Below are 18,225 nucleotides of genomic sequence, written 5' to 3'. Positions count from 1 at the left end.
GATTACTTGCGCCGGCGCGCGCCGCGGCGCATCTCACTCGGCTTGCGGAGCGGGTCGCCGGCCTCGACCTGAGCAGCCCGCCGCTTGGCACCGTACTCCGCCAGCGCCTCGGCGAGGGCACTGACCGACGGTTTGTCCGCCATGACGTCGACGCGCAGTCCGTACTCCTCGGCGGTGTGCGCGGTCTGCGGCCCGATGCAGGCGATCACGGTGACGTTGTGCGGCTTGCCGGCGATGCCGATGAGGTTCCGTACGGTCGAGGACGAGGTGAACAGCACCGCGTCGAATCCACCGCCCTTGATCGCCTCGCGGATCGGCGCGGGCGGCGGAGCGGCGCGTACGGTCCGGTAGGCGGTGACGTCGTCGCACTCCCAGCCGAGGTCGGTTAGCCCGGCGACGAGCGTCTCGGTGGCGATGTCGGCGCGCGGCAGCAGCACCCGGTTGATCGGGTCCAGGTCCTTGTCGTACGGCGGCCAGACCTCCAGGAGGCCCTCGGAGGACTGCTGGTCCTTCGGGGTGAGGTCGGGCTTGACGCCGAACTCCACGAGCGCGGCGGCGGTCTGCTCGCCGACGGCCGCGACCTTCAGGCCGGCGAAGGCGCGGGCGTCCAGGCCGTACTGCTCGAACCGCTCGCGCACGGCGCGTACGGCGTTCGTGGAGGTGAAGATGACCCACTCGTAGCGGCCGGTCACCAGGCCCTTGATGGCACGCTCCATCTGCTGGGGCGTGCGCGGAGGCTCCACCGAGATGGTGGGCACCTCGTCGGGAACGGCGCCGTACGAGCGGAGCTGGTCGGACAGCGAGGCCGCCTGCTCCTTCGTCCGGGGCACGAGGACCCGCCAGCCGAACAGCGGCTTGGTCTCGAACCACGACAGCTTCTCGCGCCAGCGGACGATGTCGCCGACGACGAGCAGCGCGGGCGACTCCAGGTGCTTGGTGTCGGAGGCGACCTTCGCGAGGGTGGAGTCGATGGTGTACTGCTCGGTCGTCGTGCCCATCGAGGTGACCGCCACCGGCGTCGTGTCGGACCGCCCGGCGACCATGAGGCCCTTGGCGATCTCGCCCATGGTGTTCTCCGCGCCGAGGATCACGAGGGTCGCCGCACCGGCGTGGGCGCTCCAGTCGACGCCGCCCTCCTGGGCGTCGACGACCACGGCGTCACGGTGCTTGCCGTCGATCAGCGGGATGCCGGCGTACCCGGGGACGCCGGTGACCGACGAGACGCCCGGGACGATCTCAAAAGGGACCTTGGACCTGGCGCAGACCTTGGCCTCTTCGGTGAGGGCGCAGCTCAGGCCGGGGTCGCCGCCGAGCACCCGGGCGACGACCTTGCCCGAACGGGCCAGGCTCACGAGGCTGGCCCCTGCCGGGCCGATCACCTCGGCGTCCGGGTTGAAGTGCGCGCTGAACAGCGGCGCCATCGTCTCATGGACCACGATGGCGTCGGCCGCGCCGAGGATTCTGACCGCACGAAGCGTCAGGAGTTCCGGATCGCCCGGGCCGACGCCGACGAAGGCCACTCTGCCCTGCCGCTCGCCGGACGCCGTCGCGCCGGACATCGCGGGGGCCTCGCCCTCGTCGTTCACGGCCTTCTTGCTCGCGGGGCTCAAGATGTGCGCTCCCCCATCAACTGGTCGGCCCCCTCCGCGAGCATCCGGAGCGCGAGATCGCGTCCCAGGCGCTCGGAATCGTCAGGGGAACCGCTTTCGGACAACCGAATCTGCCGTTCACCGTCATACCCGACAACGACACCGGTCAGATGCACGATTTCGTCATACCACGCAGCGTATGCGCCCACGGGAGCCGAGCAGCCCGCCTCGAGCGTGGCCAGAAGGGCCCGCTCGGCGGTGACCGCGGCCCTGGTCGGGGCGTCGTCGAGGGTGGCGAGAAGCTCGATGAGATCGGCGCGGTCGGCCCGGCACTCCACGGCGAGGGCGCCCTGACCCGGCGCGGGCAGCATCTGGTCCGGCTCGAAGATCTCCGAGACCTCTTCCAGCCGGTCGATCCGGGTCAGCCCCGCGAACGCCAGCACGACCGCGTCCACCTCGCCGTCGGTGACCTTCCGCAGCCGCGTGTCGGCGTTGCCGCGGATCGGCACGACGTCGAGGTCGGGGCGGATCGCGCGCAGCTGCGCCATCCGGCGCGGCGACCCGGTGCCGATCCTGGCGCCACGCCTCAGGTCGGCCAGCTTGGCCGGCCCGCACAGGGCGTCCCGCGGATCGTCGCGCGGCGGTACCGCCGCGATCGTGATTCCCTCGGCCGGGCCGGTGGGCAGGTCCTTCAGCGAGTGCACCGCGAAGTCGATCTCACCGGAGAGGAGCCGCTCGCGCAGCCCGTTGACGAACACGCCCGTGCCGCCGATCTGGGCCAGCTGCGCCTTCGAGACGTCGCCTTCGGTGGTCACGCCGACGAGTTCGACGGCTCGGCCGGTACGGGAGGTCAGGTCGCCGGCGACCAGCCCGGACTGCGTCATCGCCATCAGGCTGCGCCGGGTCCCGAGTTTCAGTGTCGTGCTCATGCCTCGCTCAGCGTTCCTCACTCGCTCGGCGGCCGGGCTCGTGCCTCAACCCGCCACTCCGCTCAGCGCCCATGCCTCGCTCAGCGCTCCTCACTCGCTCCGCGGCCGGGTTCGTACCTCGCCCGGCCACTCCGCTCGCTGCGGAGCGTTCGCTCGGGACGTCCTCTGCCCGGATGACCGCCTCCGGGGCCTTGGGATCGAGATCGAAGAGTTCGCGCAGCGCGTCGGCGTACGTGTCGCCGCCCGGGGAGCCCGCCAACTCTTTCACGCGTACGGTCGGGGCGTGGAGCAGTTTGTCCACGACGCGGCGTACGGTCTGGGCGATCTCCGCCCGCGCCCGGTCGTCCAGTTCGGGCAGCCGGCCGCCGAGCCGGCCGAGCTCGGCCTCGACCACGTCCGCCGCCTTGCTGCGCAGCGCGACCACCGTCGGGGCGACCGTCGCCGCCACGAGGCCGAGCTGGAAGGCCTTGACCTCTTCGCACACGATCCGCCGGACGGCGTCGGTGTCGGCCTCGGCCGGCGCGTCGTCGGCCTCGCTGAGGTCGTCCAGGCCCACGAGGGTGACGCCGGGCAGGTCGCGGACCGCCCGGTCGACGTCGTGCGGCAGGGCGAGATCGAGGAGGAACACCGGTCCCTGGAGCATGTCCGGGGTGATCACGAGGCCCGTGGCGCCCGTGCAGGAAACGACGATGTCCGCCTCGGCCATCGCCTCCCGCAGGTCCGTGAGCCGGATCGCCCGCGCCGGCGCTTCGGTCGCCTCGGCCAGGCGGACGCCGCGCTCATAGGTCCGGTTGGCGATGACGATCTCGCCGACGTCTTCCCGGGCGAGCGTCGCGACCGCCAGGGAGCTCATCGAACCGGCACCCACCACGAGGGCACGCCGCCCCCTGAGCGAGCCCGCCCGGCTCAGCCCCACGCTGACGAGGGACGCGCCCGCCCGGTCGATGCCGGTCTCGTTCCGCGCCCGCTTGCCGACGCGCAGCGCCTGCTGGATCGCCTCGTTCAGCGACCGGTCGACGGTGCCGTACTTCTGGGCGAGCTTGAGGGCGGTGCGGAGCTGACCGGCGATCTGGCCCTCGCCGACGACCATCGAGTCCAGGCCGCAGGCCACCGAGAAGACGTGCTGGACCGCGCGCTCCTCATAGTGGACGTACAGGTGCCGGGACAGCTCGTCCAGCGGCACCTCCGAATGCTGGGAGAGCAGCTCGGAGATGGCCGAGACACCCGCGTGGAACTTGTCGACGTCGGCGTACACCTCGATGCGGTTGCACGACGAGACGACCACGACGCCGCCGACATTCGGAGCGCCGTGCACGTCGTGCAGCAGCTTGACGAGCCGCTCGCCGGTGACCACGGTGCGTTCCAGCAGCGCGATGGGGGCGCTGCGGTGACTCAGCCCGACCACGAGAATGCTCACTGGTGCTCCCGTCCCTCACCTGTCGCCCCTGACCAGCGCGCACGCGGGCGCGTCGCTGGGATCATTGGCCATCCACCGCCTCGAGGTACTCCTGTTCCACTCCGGCGGGGCCTCCGGCCTTCCGCTGCTCGTGGAACGCGAGGATTTGAAGCTCGATCGACAGGTCGACCTTACGCACATCGACGCCATCTGGCACAGTCAGGACAACAGGGGCGAAGTTCAGGATGCTCGTGACCCCGCTCGTGACCACCCGATCACAGACCGCCTGAGCTGCCGCCGCGGGCACCGCCAGGACCGCGATCGAGATCCCGCAGTCGGTGATCACCCGCTCGAGCTTGTCGATGTGCTCGACGGTCAGGCCGTTGATGGGCTCCCCCACGATCGTGGGATCGGCGTCCAGCAGCGCGGCCATCCGGAACCCGCGGGAGGCGAATCCGCCGTACCCCGCGAGGGCGCGGCCGAGGTTACCGAGGCCGACGATGGCCACCGACCAGTCCTGCGTGAGGCCCAGCTCGCGGGAGATCTGGTAGACGAGGTACTGCACCTCATAGCCGACACCCCGGGTGCCGTACGACCCGAGGTGGGACAGGTCCTTGCGGAGCTTGGCCGAATTGACCCCCGCGGCGGCGGCGAGCTCCTCCGACGAGACGGTGACGACGCCACGCTCGCCGAGCGTATGCAAGGCGCGGAGGTAGACCGGAAGCCTGGCCACGGTCGCCTCTGGGATGCCCCGGTTTCGCGCACCGAGGGTGGATCGACGGGTCACAAGCCTGCTCTTCGGGACTCGACGACGCGGCCGGTCCTGAGTCGCCCGTCGGCCCGGTCGCCTGGACTTTTCTCAGGTTAAGCCTTTGTGAACACACGCACAAAGTCGGGCCGTACGCCGTTCGGCGGCCTCCGGACCGCCGGACGACCTCGGAAACCCTGTCGGCGCGCAGCTCAGCGGCGTCTCTCCGGCGCGGCGGCCACTTCTCCCCGCCTCAGAGGATGTGACCAAGCAGACATCGACACCTCACCGGCACCTGCGGTAAAGGCCGGCGGTCAGGAGCCCAGGGCGGCGCGCAGGCGGCTCTCGTCGACCCGCCAGAAGTCGTGCTGCACGCCGTCGACGAACGTGACCGGGATCTGGTCCCAGTAGAGCCGCGTGTCCTCCTCGGAGGCGGTGATGTCGCGCTCCTCCCACCCGACGCCGAGGTCACCGCAGACGCGCGTGATCACTTCGCGCGCGTCGTCGCACAGGTGGCAACCCGGCTTTCCGAGCAGCAGGACGCGGGACGTGTCAGCCATGAGGCCAGCGTACGGACGGGTTCCCCGGGTGCGACGGCGGGGACTGGTGCCCGTTCGGCCGCGGCGGCGCCGGGCGCGGACCGGTCGTGTCGTGGGGAACCGGACGCGGGCCGGTCATGTCGTGGGGCAGGCGATTCGGGTCATGGGTCGGACGCTGGGCCGGGTACTGCGGCCTGGGCGACTCACCGGTCGAGTACGGCGGCCTCGGTGACTCCCCGGTCGTGTACTGGGGCCTGGGTGACTCCCCGGTCGTGTACTGCGGCCTAGGCGTCTCTCCGGTCGAATACTGCGGCCGGGGTGACTCTCCGGTCGTGTACTGCGGCCTGGGCGTGTCCTGAGTGGAGTACTGCGGCCGGGGCGGCTGCTGGGCCTGGCGCGGAGGCTCATAGGCCGGGCGGGCGGCCTCGCGGGGCGGACGGTGGCCGTTCTGCGCCTGGCCGTTCTGCGGCGGACGGTGGCCGTTCTGCGGCGGGCGCTGGTCGTCGGGAGGCAGCGAGACCTTGGCGGCGGTGGCGGTCAGCTCGATGACGTTCGTGCCCGCGACGTGGGCCCGCACCTCGGATGCGAACCGCTGTACGTGCGGCTGCCGCGTGTGGTTCTCCACGGCGGCGGCGTCGTGGAAGAGCTGGTAGAAGATCCGCTGCAGCGGGGCGTTGTCGACCGCGTGGCAGGCGTAGACCAGGGTGCCCGGCTCACGCTCGATCACCGCGCGGGTGACCTCGGCGGCCAGCCGGTCGAACGCGTCCTGGCGCCCGTCGATCAAGGTGTACATGGTGATCCGGCCGTACTGCCCGAGCGGGAACGGCATCGGCCCCGACATGCCGGGCGCCGGCGCGAACGACGGCTGGCCGGAGTACTGCCCGCCCGCCGGCAGGCCCTGCGAAGGAGTGCCCTGAGGAGGAAGCGGCTGCCGCCCCTGGGGAGGCTGCCCTGCGTAGTTCGCCATCTCGTCGTACGGCTCCGCTTCTTGTTCGTCTTCTTCGTCGTCGTGGGCCTGCTGCGGCAGCACTCGGGCGGTCCCGAACCAGATCAGGGCGACGGCGCCGCCGAGCGCGAGCGGCGCCAGCGGTCCGGGCAGGAACCCGCGCGTCGCGGTGACCACGAGCACGCCCGCGAACGCGACCATGGCCACGGTGATCATGATCTCGGTGGCGGCGCGATCGCGTTTGTTGCCGCGCATCGCGGTGACCGCGACGCAGGAGACGAGCGACACGACCGCGAAGACGTGGCCCCCGTCGAGGATGAGCTTGGGCAGCGACGAATAGTGGCCGGGGACCTTCGGCAGGCTCTTGCCGAAGGTGCCGATGATGGGGTCGAGCAGGATGATGACCACGGCCACGACGACGTACGAGCCGGCGATGAGCCGCGCCGCGAAACGCGCCTGCACCGTGCGGGCCACCAGCTCGACGACGCCGAGCGCCAGGCTGAACGGTGCCAGCAGCCCGCCGAACAGCTCGACGAACCGCAGCAGTGCGGGCGAGAAGCCGGTCGCGTACCCGGCGGTCATCGCGCCCAGCGCGAGGCCGAGGGCGGCGAGCGTGCCCGTCCAGGCGAAGAGGTAGATCCGCCGTTCGGGGAACGCACGCATGGCGAGCAGCCCCGCACACCCGAGGGCGGCGAGGGTCGCCAGAAGTGCCACCGCGACGTTGACCATCGCCCCCCATGTTGCCCGATCACAGGAGTGGACAGGTAACGGATCGCCCGGTCCGCCCTAGGAAATCGCTATGCGCTGCATGAGTGCATATAGAAGCCGATTCATCATCGGTCGCCATTGCCAACGTTACTCACGGGTATCTAGCATGTGCGACACATCCGGTGGCCGCTCAGCCCCGAGGAGTACTGGATGCGCAGCCTTACCCTCGATCCCCCTCTGGCGTCCCCCGAGGCGGTTGTCGGCACGGTCATTCCGAAGCCCGCCGTCGACCAGGACGAGCTGCGCGAACTCGTGCTCCGGGCCCGAGCCGGCGAATCGGACGCCTTCGCCGCCCTCTACGACCGCTACGTCGACCTCGTCTACCGCTACGTCTACTACCGCGTCGGCGCCCACCCTCTCGCCGAGGACCTCACCAGCGAGACGTTCCTGCGGGCGCTGCGCCGGATGAGCGTGTTCACCTGGCAGGGCAAGGACTTCGGCGCCTGGCTCGTCACCATCGCCCGCAACCTCGTCCTGGACCACTTCAAGTCCAGCCGGTACCGGCTGGAGATCTGCACGGCGGAGCCCGACACGGGGGACCGCTGGGAGGAGGGGCCCGAACGCGCCGTCCTCGACGCCTTCACCTACCGGGCGCTGCTCTCGGCGGTCCGTGCCCTGGGGTCGGAACAGCGGGAGTGCGTCGTCCTGCGATTCCTGCACGGCCTGTCGGTCGCCGAGACCGCCGTCGTCATGGGCAAGAACAGCGGCGCGATCAAGGCGCTCCAGCACCGCGCCGTGCGCTCCCTCGCCCGGGCCGTCCCGCCCGATGTTCACTGAAGCGACACCGATGACTGGCGATCCTTGTCGATTACGGCTGATCGAAAGTGGTTACCCTCGACTCATGCGGTTGTGGCCATGGAGTGACGATGCCGACGACGCCGAACTGGCAGGTGAGGCGGCGGCAGCGGCAGCAGAGGTCGATGTGCCTCCTCCGGTGCTCGACTCCGGCGCCGCGGCGTTCTTCGACGTCGACAACACGTTGATCCGAGGCGCGTCCATCTACCACTTCGCGCGCGGCCTCGCCGCCCGCAAGCTGTTCACCTTCCGCGACCTGGCGCTGTTCGCGCTGGGCCAGGCGTCGTTCCGGGTGCGCGGCTCGGAGAACGCCGAGCACATCAGCACCGCACGCGAGGCCGCCCTGGCGTTCGTCGCCGGGCGCAGCGTGAGCGAGCTCGTCAGCCTCTGCGAGGAGATCTACGACGAGAAGATGGCCGACCGGATCTGGCACGGCACGCGCGCCCTCGCCCTCAAGCACCTGGACGCCGGCCAGCAGGTCTGGCTCGTCACGGCCACGCCGGTCGAGCTCGCCCGGATCATCTCCCACCGGCTCGGCCTGACCGGCGCCCTCGGCACCGTCGCCGAGACCGAGGACGGCGTCTACACCGGGCGGCTGGTCGGTCACCTCCTGCACGGCCCCGCCAAGGCCGGCGCCGTCCGGGCGCTCGCCAAGCGCGAGGGCCTCGACCTGGCGCGCTGCTCGGCGTACAGCGACTCCTTCAACGACCTGCCGATGCTGACGGCGGTCGGCCACCCCCACGCCGTCAACCCCGACGCCGAACTCCGCGAGCACGCCCGCGAGCACGACTGGCCGGTCCACGACTTCCGCACCGGCCGCCGGGCCACCATGGCCGCGCTGCCGGTCGCCGCCGGAGCGGGCGCCCTCGCGGGCGGCGTCGCCGCCGGGGTCGCCCTCCGCCGCCACTACCGCGACCGCTGAGCCGGGCCTCGATCGCTGATCCAAGGCGGCGCGATCGCCGACGGCCGGCCGCCGTGAGACTCACCCGCCGACGGCGCCCAGGGCGGGCCTACCCCGACATCTGAAGGCCCGCCAGCAGACGGGGAGGCCCGCCGGGGGAACGCCCGGAAGCGCCTCCCGACGGGCCTGACGCGTCCGCTCAGCGGCCGCTGAGGCGCATCATCTGTTCCGGGTAGCGGGCGCCGGCGACGGGCAGCTCCAGCTCCTTCAGCTCCGCCTCGCTGAGCTTGATCTCGGCCGCGGCGAGGTTCTCCTCGAGCCTCGCACGCCGCTTGGTGCCGGGGATCGGCGCGACGTCCTGTCCCTGGTGCAGCAGCCAGGCCAGGGCCAGCTGCGCCGCCGTCACGCCCTTGCTCGCGGCCATCTCCCGGACGGCCTCGGCGGCCTTGACGTTGGCGTCGTAGTTGGCGCCCTGGAAGCGCGGGTCGTTGCGACGGTAGTCGTCCTCCCCGTACTCCTCGGCCCGGCGCACCTCGCCGGTCAGGAAGCCGCGGCCGAGCGGCGAGTACGGCACGAGGCCGATGCCGAGCTCCCGGACGGCCGGCAGGATCTCGTCGTCCAGGGCCCGCTCCCACAGCGAGTACTCCGACTGCAGGGCCGACACGGGGAACGCGGCGTGGGCCCGGCGGATCGTCTCCGCACCCGCCTCGGACAGGCCGAAGAAGCGGACCTTGCCCTCCTGGACCAGCTCGCCGACGGCGCCGGCGACGTCCTCGATCGGCACCTCCGGGTCGACGCGGTGCTGGTAGAGCAGGTCGACGTGGTCGGTGCCGAGACGCCGCAGCTGCTGCTCGAGCACCTGCTTGATGTGCTCGGGGCGGCTGTTCAGACCGCGGCGCTCGCGGTCCTCGCCGATGTCCCAGCCGAACTTCGTGGCGATGATCGCCTCGTCGCGGCGGCCCCGGAGCGCCCGGCCCACGAGCTCCTCGTTGGTCCAGGGGCCGTAGATCTCGGCCGTGTCGAAGAAGTCACAGCCGAGCTCCAGCGCCCGGTGGATCGTGGCGATGGACTCGTCGTCGTCGCCCTGACCGTACGCCCAGGTCATGCCCATGCAGCCCAGGCCGAGCGCCGACACTTCGAGTCCCTGCGTGCCCAGTCTTCTCTTCTCCATGGCGACCAGACTGCCCCTTAGAGTGCGCTCTAAGTCAAACCGCGGTCAGCGCAACGCGCTGCCGGCCAGCCATCGCGTCCACGACCGCGTCCAGAACTTCCAGTCCTCGGCGTACGGCTCGTCGGCGAATCTCCGCGTTGTCCCGGTGACATCGACGATGTCACCGAGCTGAGAGATGTCGAAGAAGTAGCGGGCGCCTTCGGGGGTGGTGCGGACGCACCCGTGGCTGGCGTTCTGCCTGCCGAGGTAGTAGTACTGGTTGACGCTCTGGTGCACGTACTCGCCGCCCCACGTGATCCGCACCGCCAGGTGGACCTCCTCCTTGTAGTTGTCGCAACCCGGCTGCCCCTGGCAGGTCGCCGTCATCGTGGTGACCCGCTCCTTCTCCCTGGTGAGGTGGATTCCGTTGGTCGTGATGGTGTCCGGCCTGTCGCCCTTACCAGCACTGATCTTGAACTTCTTCACCGTGCCGTCGTGGTTCACGGTCATGTAGTGGGTCTTCGCGTTCGCCACGGTGACGTTCGAGGCCCCGACGGTGAAGGAGCGCGTGACGTCACGCACGCCGTACGTGTCCTTGGCCGCGCGTACGCCCGCCAGGTGGGCGGTGAAGCCGATCGCCTGGTGTGGGTGCCAGTACTTGTGGGTGCGGTAGACGACCCGCCGGTCCGACACCCAGCTCCACGCCCCCTCATCACCCTTGGCGGCCCTGACCTCGAGTGCCTTCTCGACGTTGGCGCGGTTCGCGACCGGGCCGGTGAAGTCGACGATGATCGGCATCCCGACGCCGACCTTCTCGCCCGCGGCCGGCGTGACGCTCGCGATGCCCAGCGTGTGCGGCGGCCGGGCCGTACGGAAGGTCCTCGTCACCGCGGTGACCTTGCCCTTGGGATTCCGGGCCGTCGCCGTCACCGTGTACGAGGCGCCCGGTTTCAAGGTCCAGGTCGTCTTCCAGGAGGTGCGGTCGGCGGTGAACTGCCCGGAGACGCCGGTGACGGAGGTGAGCGTGCCGCCGGACACGGTGACCGTGACGCCTTGGTCCGGGCGGACCTTGCCGCCGGCGGCGCTGATCCGCACGGTGGCGTCCGGGGCGCCGGTGCCGTCCCGGCCGTTCGTTCCGGCGTCACTGGTCGAGCAGCCGGCCGCCAGGACGAGTGCGGCGATCACGGTCAGACGAAGGATCTTCACGTACGGTCTCCGGATCGTTCGACGAGCGCGGCCGACAGCTGCGCCGTCCAGAAAAGGGTTCTGGGCCTCGTAGGCCGGGCCGTGCCGTCACCGATGAAGACGTCGCGGGTACCGAGGTAGCGGTAGGTGCGGCGGTCGAGGATGAGCTCGGTCCGTAGCGCGCCTGCGACGACGGACAGGGCGACGCCGTGGCGGTCGGCCGCGTCCATCGCGTCCGGCAGCACGCCGACGCCCGGAACCCGGGACAGCGCTCCGTACAGCGTGGCCTGGACGCGTGGCGGCACGTAGTAGTCCTGAAGCAGCAGCTCCGCCAAGCGGAACACCGCCCGGTCGCGCGGCGCGTTGGCGATCCCGGACTCGTACACGGTCGCGCGGTCCCGATCGGGAGGCAGCTTCTTGAGCCGGTCGACCTCCGTGTAGAGCCGCGCGAGGGCCGCGTCCGGTCGATCCGGCAGTTCCGCCAGCACCATCGCGCTCGGGGCGGGAAGCCGATGGACCCCCGGCGCCCGCTTCCCGTCCATGCGGATCCAGGACTCGGTCACCGGCCGTTCGCCGTCTCGGTCGCGCATCATCGTCTTCACGTACGACCACTGGTGCGGCCGTACGGTGACGACCGGTTCGCTCCGCGAGCGGGTCTCGGCCTGCCTGGCCAGCTCCGCCGCTTTGGCGACCGGCCGACGTGCGGGGTCCTCGTCCTGGCTCCACGTCAGGGCCGTCGCGATCGCGGCGGTGCCCATCGCCGCGGCGGCGAACCGCAGCGCGATTCTGCGCCCTCGCCGGACAGGCCGGCGCTCCGCCCGTACGGCGTCGCGCAGGCGCGCCTCGGCGGCGTCCAGGGCCTCCTGCCGGGGCGGGCCGATGCGGTCGTACCTGCGCTCGAGGGTCTCCAGCTCATCCACTGTGGGCCTCCAGCGCCGCTCGCATCTTCGCCCTGGCCCGGTTGAGGCGAGAGGAGACGGTCCCCACCGCCACGCCCAGGGCCTGCGCGATCTCCTCGTATCCGAGGCCGCCGGCGGCGACCAGGACGAGCACGTCCCGCTCGCCCTGGTTGAGCCGGGTCAGCGCCGCCGCGAGATCGCCGCGCATGCCCTCGGCGGACAGCCGGTCGGTCGCCCGATCCATGGGCGACTCGACGGCCGGGTCGACGCCGGTGCGCGCGATGGCCTTGTAGAACCGCAGCTCGGACCGGCGCTGCCGGCTGATCAGCTTGGTGGCGATCCCGTACAGCCAGGGACGCACTCCCGCGCGCGCCGCGTCGTACCGGTCGCGCTGCCGGAAGGCCTGCAGGAACGTCTCGGCCATCAGGTCGTCGGCCGCGTCCGGGCCGAGCCGGCTCGCGATGTAGCGGTGGATCTCGGGGGCGTACCGGTGAAAAAGCTCGGTGAACCGCTCAGGGTCAGTGGCGGAGGCACTGATCACTTCGGCGTCGTCGGACACCGCCGCGATCACCGGCGACTCGTGTTTCTCATGGAACTCTTCTGCTCAGGCGGGCGTACGGTATTGATTGCCCGAACAGATGATCTTTGTTCCGAGTTTTTTCGCGCCGGTCCCGCCGGCCGCCGGTCAGAAGAAGATCGAGGCGCGGCGGCGGAGCAGGTCGTACAGCATGTTCTGGATCGTCTCGCGGACCTGGTCGGTCAGGTTGAGCACGGTCATGTGGTCGTCGGCCTGCTCGGGGTCGTACTCGTCCGTCATGATCGGCTCGCCGAACGCGATGATCCACTTCGAGGGCAGCGGCATCAGGCCGAGCGGCCCGAACATCGGCCAGGTCGGCGTGATCGGGAAGTACGGGAGGCCGAAGAGCCGGGCGATCGGCCGCAGGTCGGCGATCTTCGGGTAGATCTCCTCCGCGCCGACGATCGCGGCGGGGATGATCGGCACCTGGGCGCGCAGCGCGGTGGCGACGAATCCGCCCCGGCCGAACCGCTGAAGCTTGTACCGCTGGCTGTACGGCTTGCCGACGCCCTTGAAGCCTTCGGGGAACACCCCGACCAGCTCGCGCTTCGCCAGCAGGCGCGCGGCGTCGGCCTGGCAGGCCAGCGTGTGCCCGCTCTTGCGGGCCAGGTGGGCCAGCACCGGGATCTGGTAGACGAGGTCGGCGCCGAGGAGGCGCAGGTTGCGCTTTGCCGGGTGGTGGTCGTGCAGCCCGACCTGCAGCATGACGCCGTCCAGCGGCAGCGTGCCGGAGTGGTTGCCGACGACCAGGGCGGGACCCTCGTCGGGGACGTTCTCCAGCCCGAGCATCTCGGCGCGGAACCACCGCTCGTACAGCTGCCGGGCCAGCGGCATCAGCATGCGGTCGTTCAGCTCCGGGTCGAAGCCGAACTCGTCGACCTGGTAGTCGCCGCTCAGCCGGTGACGCACGAACCGGAGCGCCCCCGCGATCTTCTGCTCGAGCTCTCCGGGCGACTCGGTGGCGCGGTGCTGGTCGGCACCTTTGTCGCCGTGGAGCGGGATCACCTCGGCCTCGTGGCGCATCTCCGCTCTCGCTTCCTCGGACATCAGATTGCGGTCACCTCCTGTTGAGGCCCCCTACCCCGCCGGTGACCAGGTCAAAGATTTCCGTCGGGAGGCTGCGGCCGAGCCCCTGCGAATCGGCGAAATCCGCGAAGGCCTCTTCGGAGCTGTACTTGGGCCGCCAGGAGAGCTCGTTCGTCAGCCGGGTCGTGTCGATCACCCGACCGTACGTCAGCCAGCGCAGCATCTCGGGCGAGAAACCCTTCAGCCCGCCGAACCGGCGGCCGACGTCGCCGAGCGTCTGCACGGCGGGCGCCGGGAGCGGCATCATGGTCCGCCCGGCCCGGCGCAGAGCCTGGGAGAGCAGCACGACACCGTCGCCGGCCGCGTTGAAGCAACCGGGATGGTCCTCCACGGCCATCCGGCGCAGGATCTCGACCCCGTCGTCCTCGTGGATGAACTGCAGGCGCGGGTCGTAGCCGAACACCGTCGCCACCACCGGCATGTGGAAGTAGCGGCTGAGTGGATTGTCGACGTTGGGACCGAGGAAGTTCGCGAAGCGCAGCACGGAGACCGTCAGGTCGGAGCGGCGCCGGGCCAGGCCGCGGACGTACCCCTCGACCTCGACGGCGTCCTTGGCGTAGCCGTGCGTCGGCGGGGCCACCGGCTCGTCCCGCTCGGTGAACACGGCCGGGTCGCGAGGCGACGAGCCGTACACCGCCGCGGACGAGCGCACCACGATCTTGCGCATGGCCGCCGACCGCTGGCAGGCGGCCAGCAGCTGCATCGTGCCGATGACGTTGACTTCCTTGGTCGTCATCCGCGCGGCGGCGGTCATGGTCACCAGGTTGAGGTGCACGACCGTGTCCACCCGCGCCGAATCTATGACCTTGGCGATGCTCGGCGTGCGGATGTCGACCCGGACGAACTCGGTGCGCCCGAGAGGCGCCGCGGGCGGCACGGTGTCGACACCGATGACCCGCTCGATGCTCGGCTCGGCCTGCAGTGCGTCGGCCACCCGTGCTCCCAGCCACCGGGACACGCCCGTGACCAGGACCACCCGGCTCGCGCCGGGGCCTGACGCTGCGCTCGCGGAGGGACGCGTCGTAGGCACCGGTGTCCCCCCATCCGTGGACGGCTGCGTTACTTCTTGTTGCGACGCTGGATGCGCGTCTTCTTCAGCAGCTTACGGTGCTTCTTCTTGGCCATGCGCTTACGACGCTTCTTGATGACAGAGCCCACGGAACCCTCACTCAGTGATCAGCAGGAGACGGGCGACAGCACCCTTGGCGGGCACAGAGCCCGGTGCCCAAGGGTACCGCCGCCTCGACGCCGATCGGTCGCGGGCCGCCGCCATGCCGCGACGGCAGAGCGTCAGCCCGCTTCGATGTATGCGTCCCGCAGATAGTCGTGGACAGCCTGTTCTGGTACGCGGAACGATCGTCCCACGCGAATCGCCGGTAGTTCTCCCGAGTGAACGAGGCGGTATACGGTCATCTTGGACACCCGCATCACCGACGCCACCTCGGCCACAGTCAGAAACCTGACCTCGCTCAGAGGTCGCTCGCCTGAGCTCATCGGACGCCCTCTTCCACACGCCGCGCGTCAGACCTTTGGGTGACTTTGATCACGGCCGTGTACTTTCCTCCAGCGTAAATCGTGAATCGCGAGTCGCAAGAGGGGAGTTCAATCAATCGGGCTCGAATGTGTCAAAAGATACACAGTGAGCGGCGTGTAGTGATGCGGGAGCACGTTGTCGTCCAGCGGTACCACAGTGTGCACCTTCCCCTCCGCCTCCCCCGCGAACAGGGCGGGATCATTACAGTCGGCGAAGCCGACCGTGTCGATGCCCGCCTGGCAGGCCGCCCCGGCCCATCCGTGGTCCGCGATGGCCAGATCCGGCCAGGGCCCGGCGGCCTCGGAAAGTTCTCCCAAAATCGCGCGCATCGGGTGCGGATCATGCGTATGGTGCAGCGACGCGCCGCCGCTCAGCGCCGCGACGCCCTCGATGTAGCGGATCTGCCGCCGCTCCGTCCCGCGCGGCGTCTCCACGTCGTACGCCCAGCCCGCCGCGGGCGTCAGGACCCGGCAGCCATGCGCCCGCAGCGCCCGGCCCACCGCGAGGTACACCGGCAGCAGCCCCGCCGGATGCCCGGTGGCCAGCAGCACCGTCTCCCGGCGCTCCGCCGCCTCCCTGAGCCGCCCGGCCATGGCGTCCAGGGCGTCGATGGTGAGGTCCGGGTCGATCGTGTCGTCCCCGTACAGATGCGACGGGTCCGGATCGATCCCGCACTTCTTCACCATCAGCGCGAAGATCTCATCGAACGTCCAGTCGTTCTCCAGTTCGAGACCGAACAGGTAGTACGGCTTGCGCGCCGCCATCCGCCGGTAGTGCAGGAGGTTGCCCTGACGCGGCGTGGCGACCGGCCCCGCGATGAGCGTGCGGACCAGGTGCTCCCGCAACTCGTCACGGGTCGGCACCGGCCGGTCCGCGAGACTCACGTCATCGGGTCCAGGCCGTGCTCCGGGAACACCGCCTGCCGCGTCGCCATCACCGCTCGGTCCACCGGATCCGCCGGGTCGTACCCGCTCTCCCACGTTCGCACCTCCGTGTCGGCTCCATCGGTCATGCGTTCGGGCGCCTGCCGCCCGGTGCGGGCGCGGACGAACTCGCGCCATGGCTCCGGGGTCGGCGTGTCGGGCGTGATCGGCCGCCCCGACGCCTCGGCCAGCAGGTGGGTCCAGGCGCGCGGGACGACGTGGACGAGCTCGTAACCGCCGCCGCCCGTCAGCATCCACCGCCCGCCGGCCGTCTCGTGGGCCAGCCGGTGCAGGGCCTGGTACGCGGCGCGCTGCCCGTCGACGCTCAGCGTCAGGTGGGCCAGCGGATCGAGCTCGTGGCTGTCGCAGCCCTGCTGGGTGACCAGGATCTCCGGGGCGAACTCCCGCAGCAGCGGCGGGACGACGGCGTCGAAGGCGCGCAGCCAGTGCCGGTCGCCGGCGCCCGGCGGCAGGGCGACGTTGACCGCCGTGCCCTTCGCGCCGGTCTCCTGGGGCGTTCCGGTGCCGGGGAAGAGCGTGCGCGGCGTCTCGTGCAGGCTGATCGTGAGCACCCGCGGGTCGTCGTAGAAGGCCGCCTGGACGCCGTCGCCGTGGTGGACGTCGACGTCCACGTACGCGACCTTCTCGGCGCCCTGCTCCAGTAGCCAGGCGATGGCGATGGCCGGGTCGTTGTACACGCAGAATCCGGACGCCGCGCCGTGCATGGCATGGTGCAGTCCGCCGGCGATGTTGGCGGCGTGCTCGGCCTCGCCGGTCCACACCGCCCGCGCGGCCGCCACGGACGCCCCGGCCACCAGCGCCGACGCGTCGTGCATGCCGGAGAAGACCGGGTTGTCGGCCAGCCCGAGCCCGCGCGCGACATCGAGCCGCTCCGCCCGTACGGCCTCGATGTAGGCCGGGTCGTGGACGAGCGTCAGCAGCGCGTCGTCGGCCGGCTCGAACCCCTCGACCGACACGCCGGGCGCGTCGAACACGCCGAGGTCGCGGGCGAGCGCCATGGTCAGCTCGACACGGACCGGGTTCAGCGGGTGCTCGGCCCCGAAGTCGTACGACACGAGCCGGTCGTCCCAGAAGACCCGAAACGAGGTACTCACCGGCATGCCTCCCCTATCAATGGGATCGCTCCGCTCGTCCATAACGCTAGCGGTACGCTGCGCGATCATGGCGCTCGAGATGCGCGGCGCGTGTGAGCGCTGCGCCGCAACCCTTGATCAGAACGGCCTGGCCTACATCTGCAGTTACGAGTGCTCGTACTGCGGGTCCTGCACCCGGCTACTCGCCCACAAATGCCCCAACTGCGCCGGCGAACTGGTCCGCCGGCCCACCCGGATCTGAGCCGTTCGCCCGCCGGACCATGGCCAGGGACGCCGTGACGCAGGCGAACGGCACGGCCGGGAACACATAGCGGTAGTCGAAGTCGGTGGTGAGGAGCGGCACCACGAGGAGGCACGCGGCCACCGTCCAGGGCAGCGCCCCGTCCCGCCTCCGGCGGACCACGCCGCAGAGACCGGCGGCGAGGATCGCGGCGAGCACGGTGCCGCGCAGGAAGACGTGGTCCTGGTAGGCGCGGAGCCATCCGGCCCAGGGCTCGGCGACCCCACCGGTCGCCCCGCCGCCCGCGTAGGCGCGGACGACCGGCGGCTCCGCGCCGCCGATCTCGGGGACCGCGGACATCCGGATCAAGCAGGCCGTAGCCGACCGGTCGTATCGGGTCCGTGTGCGGAGCGAGACCAGGTAGTCGAAACTGTCGGTCAGCTTCTTGGCCGTGAACGGCCGGGCTTGCGGCTCGGGCGTTCACACCTTGTCGCGCTCCCCGTCACGGCTGGCCGTCGCGCCGGGGTCGCATCTCCCCTCCCCCTGGAGTCAGGGTCAGGGACGGGCATGCTGACGAATGCCCACACCACGCACGCCCGTTTCCGGATGTTCATGGCGGCGATGACGTCGGCGGGGCCAGCGAACCCACACCGACGACAACGGAAGGTATCCCGGTCGGGCCGGTTGGCCCGCTTGGTGTGCCCGCACCAGGGCACCGGACATGCCTGGGAGGTGTAGGCCGGGTCCACTTCCACGAACGGCACCCCGGCCCGCAACGCCTTGTACTGGAGGAAGGTGCCCAGCTGGTGGAACGGCCAGGAGGAGAGCGTGGCCCGCTGGTGCCGCCTGAGCCGTACCCGATCGCGCAAGTGCGCACCGATATCAGTGCGCAACTCCACGAATTCAACGGCGAACCGACCCGTCC

General features: G+C 70.7%; 21 protein-coding genes. 3 read left to right on the top strand and 18 right to left on the bottom strand.

The window, feature by feature from the left end:
* Positions 1-2 precede the first annotated feature (2 nt).
* From ACYVF7_RS05450 to ACYVF7_RS05425, 6 genes are all read right to left on the bottom strand, one after another.
* Positions 3-1,559: a bifunctional uroporphyrinogen-III C-methyltransferase/uroporphyrinogen-III synthase gene (locus ACYVF7_RS05450; RefSeq protein WP_460357798.1), complete on the bottom strand. Its 1,557-nt coding sequence runs from the start codon at positions 1,557-1,559 to the stop codon at positions 3-5.
* A 47-nt stretch (positions 1,560-1,606) separates the two neighbouring features.
* Entirely contained in the window at positions 1,607-2,518 is a 912-nt protein-coding gene (gene hemC, locus ACYVF7_RS05445) for a hydroxymethylbilane synthase (protein ID WP_460335790.1), read from the bottom strand.
* 7 nt (positions 2,519-2,525) lie between these two features.
* Positions 2,526-3,935: a glutamyl-tRNA reductase gene (locus ACYVF7_RS05440; RefSeq protein WP_460335787.1), complete on the bottom strand. Its 1,410-nt coding sequence runs from the start codon at positions 3,933-3,935 to the stop codon at positions 2,526-2,528.
* Positions 3,936-3,996: 61 nt separating this feature from the next.
* Entirely contained in the window at positions 3,997-4,701 is a 705-nt protein-coding gene (locus ACYVF7_RS05435) for a redox-sensing transcriptional repressor Rex (RefSeq protein ID WP_460335784.1), read from the bottom strand.
* A gap of 275 nt (positions 4,702-4,976) precedes the next feature.
* Positions 4,977-5,222: a glutaredoxin family protein gene (locus ACYVF7_RS05430; protein WP_460335782.1), complete on the bottom strand. Its 246-nt coding sequence runs from the start codon at positions 5,220-5,222 to the stop codon at positions 4,977-4,979.
* On the bottom strand, positions 5,215-6,876 hold the full coding sequence (locus ACYVF7_RS05425) for a putative quinol monooxygenase (RefSeq protein WP_460335779.1): 1,662 nt from the start codon (positions 6,874-6,876) through the stop codon (positions 5,215-5,217). Before ACYVF7_RS05425 ends, ACYVF7_RS05430 begins: the two co-directional genes overlap by 8 nt.
* A 189-nt stretch (positions 6,877-7,065) precedes the next feature.
* Between ACYVF7_RS05425 and ACYVF7_RS05420 the strand changes: the two genes are divergently transcribed.
* Positions 7,066-7,692, top strand: a complete 627-nt coding sequence (locus ACYVF7_RS05420) for a sigma-70 family RNA polymerase sigma factor (protein WP_460335776.1) — start codon at positions 7,066-7,068, stop codon at positions 7,690-7,692.
* A 64-nt stretch (positions 7,693-7,756) separates the two neighbouring features.
* Positions 7,757-8,632, top strand: coding sequence for an HAD family hydrolase (locus ACYVF7_RS05415; RefSeq protein ID WP_460335773.1), 876 nt, complete (start codon positions 7,757-7,759; stop codon positions 8,630-8,632).
* A gap of 178 nt (positions 8,633-8,810) precedes the next feature.
* Here ACYVF7_RS05415 and ACYVF7_RS05410 read toward each other — a convergent pair whose 3' ends face one another.
* The 10 genes from ACYVF7_RS05410 to ACYVF7_RS05365 all read right to left on the bottom strand — a co-directional run bounded on the left by ACYVF7_RS05410 (position 8,811) and on the right by ACYVF7_RS05365 (position 17,086).
* Positions 8,811-9,782: an aldo/keto reductase gene (locus ACYVF7_RS05410; RefSeq protein ID WP_460335770.1), complete on the bottom strand. Its 972-nt coding sequence runs from the start codon at positions 9,780-9,782 to the stop codon at positions 8,811-8,813.
* 45 nt (positions 9,783-9,827) lie between these two features.
* Entirely contained in the window at positions 9,828-10,967 is a 1,140-nt protein-coding gene (locus tag ACYVF7_RS05405; protein WP_460335767.1) for a L,D-transpeptidase, read from the bottom strand.
* A complete protein-coding gene (locus ACYVF7_RS05400) occupies positions 10,964-11,866 on the bottom strand; it encodes a CU044_5270 family protein (RefSeq protein WP_460335763.1) in 903 nt (300 codons plus the stop codon). Before ACYVF7_RS05400 ends, ACYVF7_RS05405 begins: the two co-directional genes overlap by 4 nt.
* The gene (locus ACYVF7_RS05395; protein ID WP_460335760.1) at positions 11,859-12,416 is read right to left on the bottom strand and encodes an RNA polymerase sigma factor; all 558 of its coding nucleotides are present in this window, start codon (positions 12,414-12,416) and stop codon (positions 11,859-11,861) included. The genes ACYVF7_RS05400 and ACYVF7_RS05395 overlap by 8 nt, the downstream gene beginning before the upstream one ends.
* Before the next feature lie 114 nt (positions 12,417-12,530).
* The gene (locus ACYVF7_RS05390) at positions 12,531-13,469 is read right to left on the bottom strand and encodes a lysophospholipid acyltransferase family protein (protein WP_460335757.1); all 939 of its coding nucleotides are present in this window, start codon (positions 13,467-13,469) and stop codon (positions 12,531-12,533) included.
* A 10-nt stretch (positions 13,470-13,479) separates the two neighbouring features.
* Complete coding sequence (locus tag ACYVF7_RS05385; protein ID WP_460335754.1) at positions 13,480-14,442, bottom strand: NAD-dependent epimerase/dehydratase family protein; 963 nt, start codon at positions 14,440-14,442, stop codon at positions 13,480-13,482.
* Positions 14,443-14,567: 125 nt separating this feature from the next.
* Positions 14,568-14,666, bottom strand: a complete 99-nt coding sequence (locus tag ACYVF7_RS05380) for a 30S ribosomal protein bS22 (protein ID WP_018654693.1) — start codon at positions 14,664-14,666, stop codon at positions 14,568-14,570.
* Positions 14,667-14,798: 132 nt separating this feature from the next.
* A complete protein-coding gene (locus tag ACYVF7_RS05375; RefSeq protein ID WP_067466901.1) occupies positions 14,799-15,002 on the bottom strand; it encodes a helix-turn-helix domain-containing protein in 204 nt (67 codons plus the stop codon).
* A gap of 108 nt (positions 15,003-15,110) precedes the next feature.
* Entirely contained in the window at positions 15,111-15,926 is an 816-nt protein-coding gene (locus ACYVF7_RS05370; RefSeq protein WP_460335748.1) for a phosphatase, read from the bottom strand.
* Complete coding sequence (locus ACYVF7_RS05365; RefSeq protein WP_460335745.1) at positions 15,923-17,086, bottom strand: acetoin utilization protein AcuC; 1,164 nt, start codon at positions 17,084-17,086, stop codon at positions 15,923-15,925. The genes ACYVF7_RS05370 and ACYVF7_RS05365 overlap by 4 nt, the downstream gene beginning before the upstream one ends.
* On the opposite strand from ACYVF7_RS05365, the gene ACYVF7_RS05360 reads away from it, so the two are divergent.
* Positions 16,983-17,321: a DUF1272 domain-containing protein gene (locus tag ACYVF7_RS05360; RefSeq protein ID WP_460335742.1), complete on the top strand. Its 339-nt coding sequence runs from the start codon at positions 16,983-16,985 to the stop codon at positions 17,319-17,321. The two genes, ACYVF7_RS05365 and ACYVF7_RS05360, sit on opposite strands and share 104 nt — an antisense overlap.
* On the opposite strand, the gene ACYVF7_RS05355 is transcribed toward ACYVF7_RS05360, so the two are convergent.
* Complete coding sequence (locus tag ACYVF7_RS05355; protein ID WP_460335739.1) at positions 17,259-17,660, bottom strand: hypothetical protein; 402 nt, start codon at positions 17,658-17,660, stop codon at positions 17,259-17,261. The genes ACYVF7_RS05360 and ACYVF7_RS05355 overlap by 63 nt on opposite strands.
* Before the next feature lie 77 nt (positions 17,661-17,737).
* A complete protein-coding gene (locus ACYVF7_RS05350; protein ID WP_460335736.1) occupies positions 17,738-18,199 on the bottom strand; it encodes a zinc ribbon domain-containing protein in 462 nt (153 codons plus the stop codon).
* Between the last annotated feature and the right edge of the window lie 26 nt (positions 18,200-18,225).

It is taken from the genome of Actinoallomurus acanthiterrae, assembly GCF_054775715.1.
This window is presented reverse-complemented; position numbering and strand designations above follow the sequence as displayed.

What these genes read in the sequence shown, in the direction of transcription:
- ACYVF7_RS05450 (WP_460357798.1), bottom strand. Translation starts at nt 1,559, where the DNA reads ATGTCCGGCGCGACGGCGTCCGGCGAGCGGCAGGGCAGAGTGGCCTTC.
- hemC (WP_460335790.1), bottom strand. Translation starts at nt 2,518, where the DNA reads ATGAGCACGACACTGAAACTCGGGACCCGGCGCAGCCTGATGGCGATG.
- ACYVF7_RS05430 (WP_460335782.1), bottom strand. Translation starts at nt 5,222, where the DNA reads ATGGCTGACACGTCCCGCGTCCTGCTGCTCGGAAAGCCGGGTTGCCAC.
- ACYVF7_RS05425 (WP_460335779.1), bottom strand. Translation starts at nt 6,876, where the DNA reads ATGGTCAACGTCGCGGTGGCACTTCTGGCGACCCTCGCCGCCCTCGGG.
- ACYVF7_RS05420 (WP_460335776.1), top strand. Translation starts at nt 7,066, where the DNA reads ATGCGCAGCCTTACCCTCGATCCCCCTCTGGCGTCCCCCGAGGCGGTT.
- ACYVF7_RS05415 (WP_460335773.1), top strand. Translation starts at nt 7,757, where the DNA reads ATGCGGTTGTGGCCATGGAGTGACGATGCCGACGACGCCGAACTGGCA.
- ACYVF7_RS05410 (WP_460335770.1), bottom strand. Translation starts at nt 9,782, where the DNA reads ATGGAGAAGAGAAGACTGGGCACGCAGGGACTCGAAGTGTCGGCGCTC.
- ACYVF7_RS05390 (WP_460335757.1), bottom strand. Translation starts at nt 13,469, where the DNA reads ATGTCCGAGGAAGCGAGAGCGGAGATGCGCCACGAGGCCGAGGTGATC.
- ACYVF7_RS05375 (WP_067466901.1), bottom strand. Translation starts at nt 15,002, where the DNA reads ATGAGCTCAGGCGAGCGACCTCTGAGCGAGGTCAGGTTTCTGACTGTG.
- ACYVF7_RS05360 (WP_460335742.1), top strand. Translation starts at nt 16,983, where the DNA reads ATGGTCAGCTCGACACGGACCGGGTTCAGCGGGTGCTCGGCCCCGAAG.
- ACYVF7_RS05365 (WP_460335745.1), bottom strand. Translation starts at nt 17,086, where the DNA reads ATGCCGGTGAGTACCTCGTTTCGGGTCTTCTGGGACGACCGGCTCGTG.
- ACYVF7_RS05355 (WP_460335739.1), bottom strand. Translation starts at nt 17,660, where the DNA reads ATGTCCGCGGTCCCCGAGATCGGCGGCGCGGAGCCGCCGGTCGTCCGC.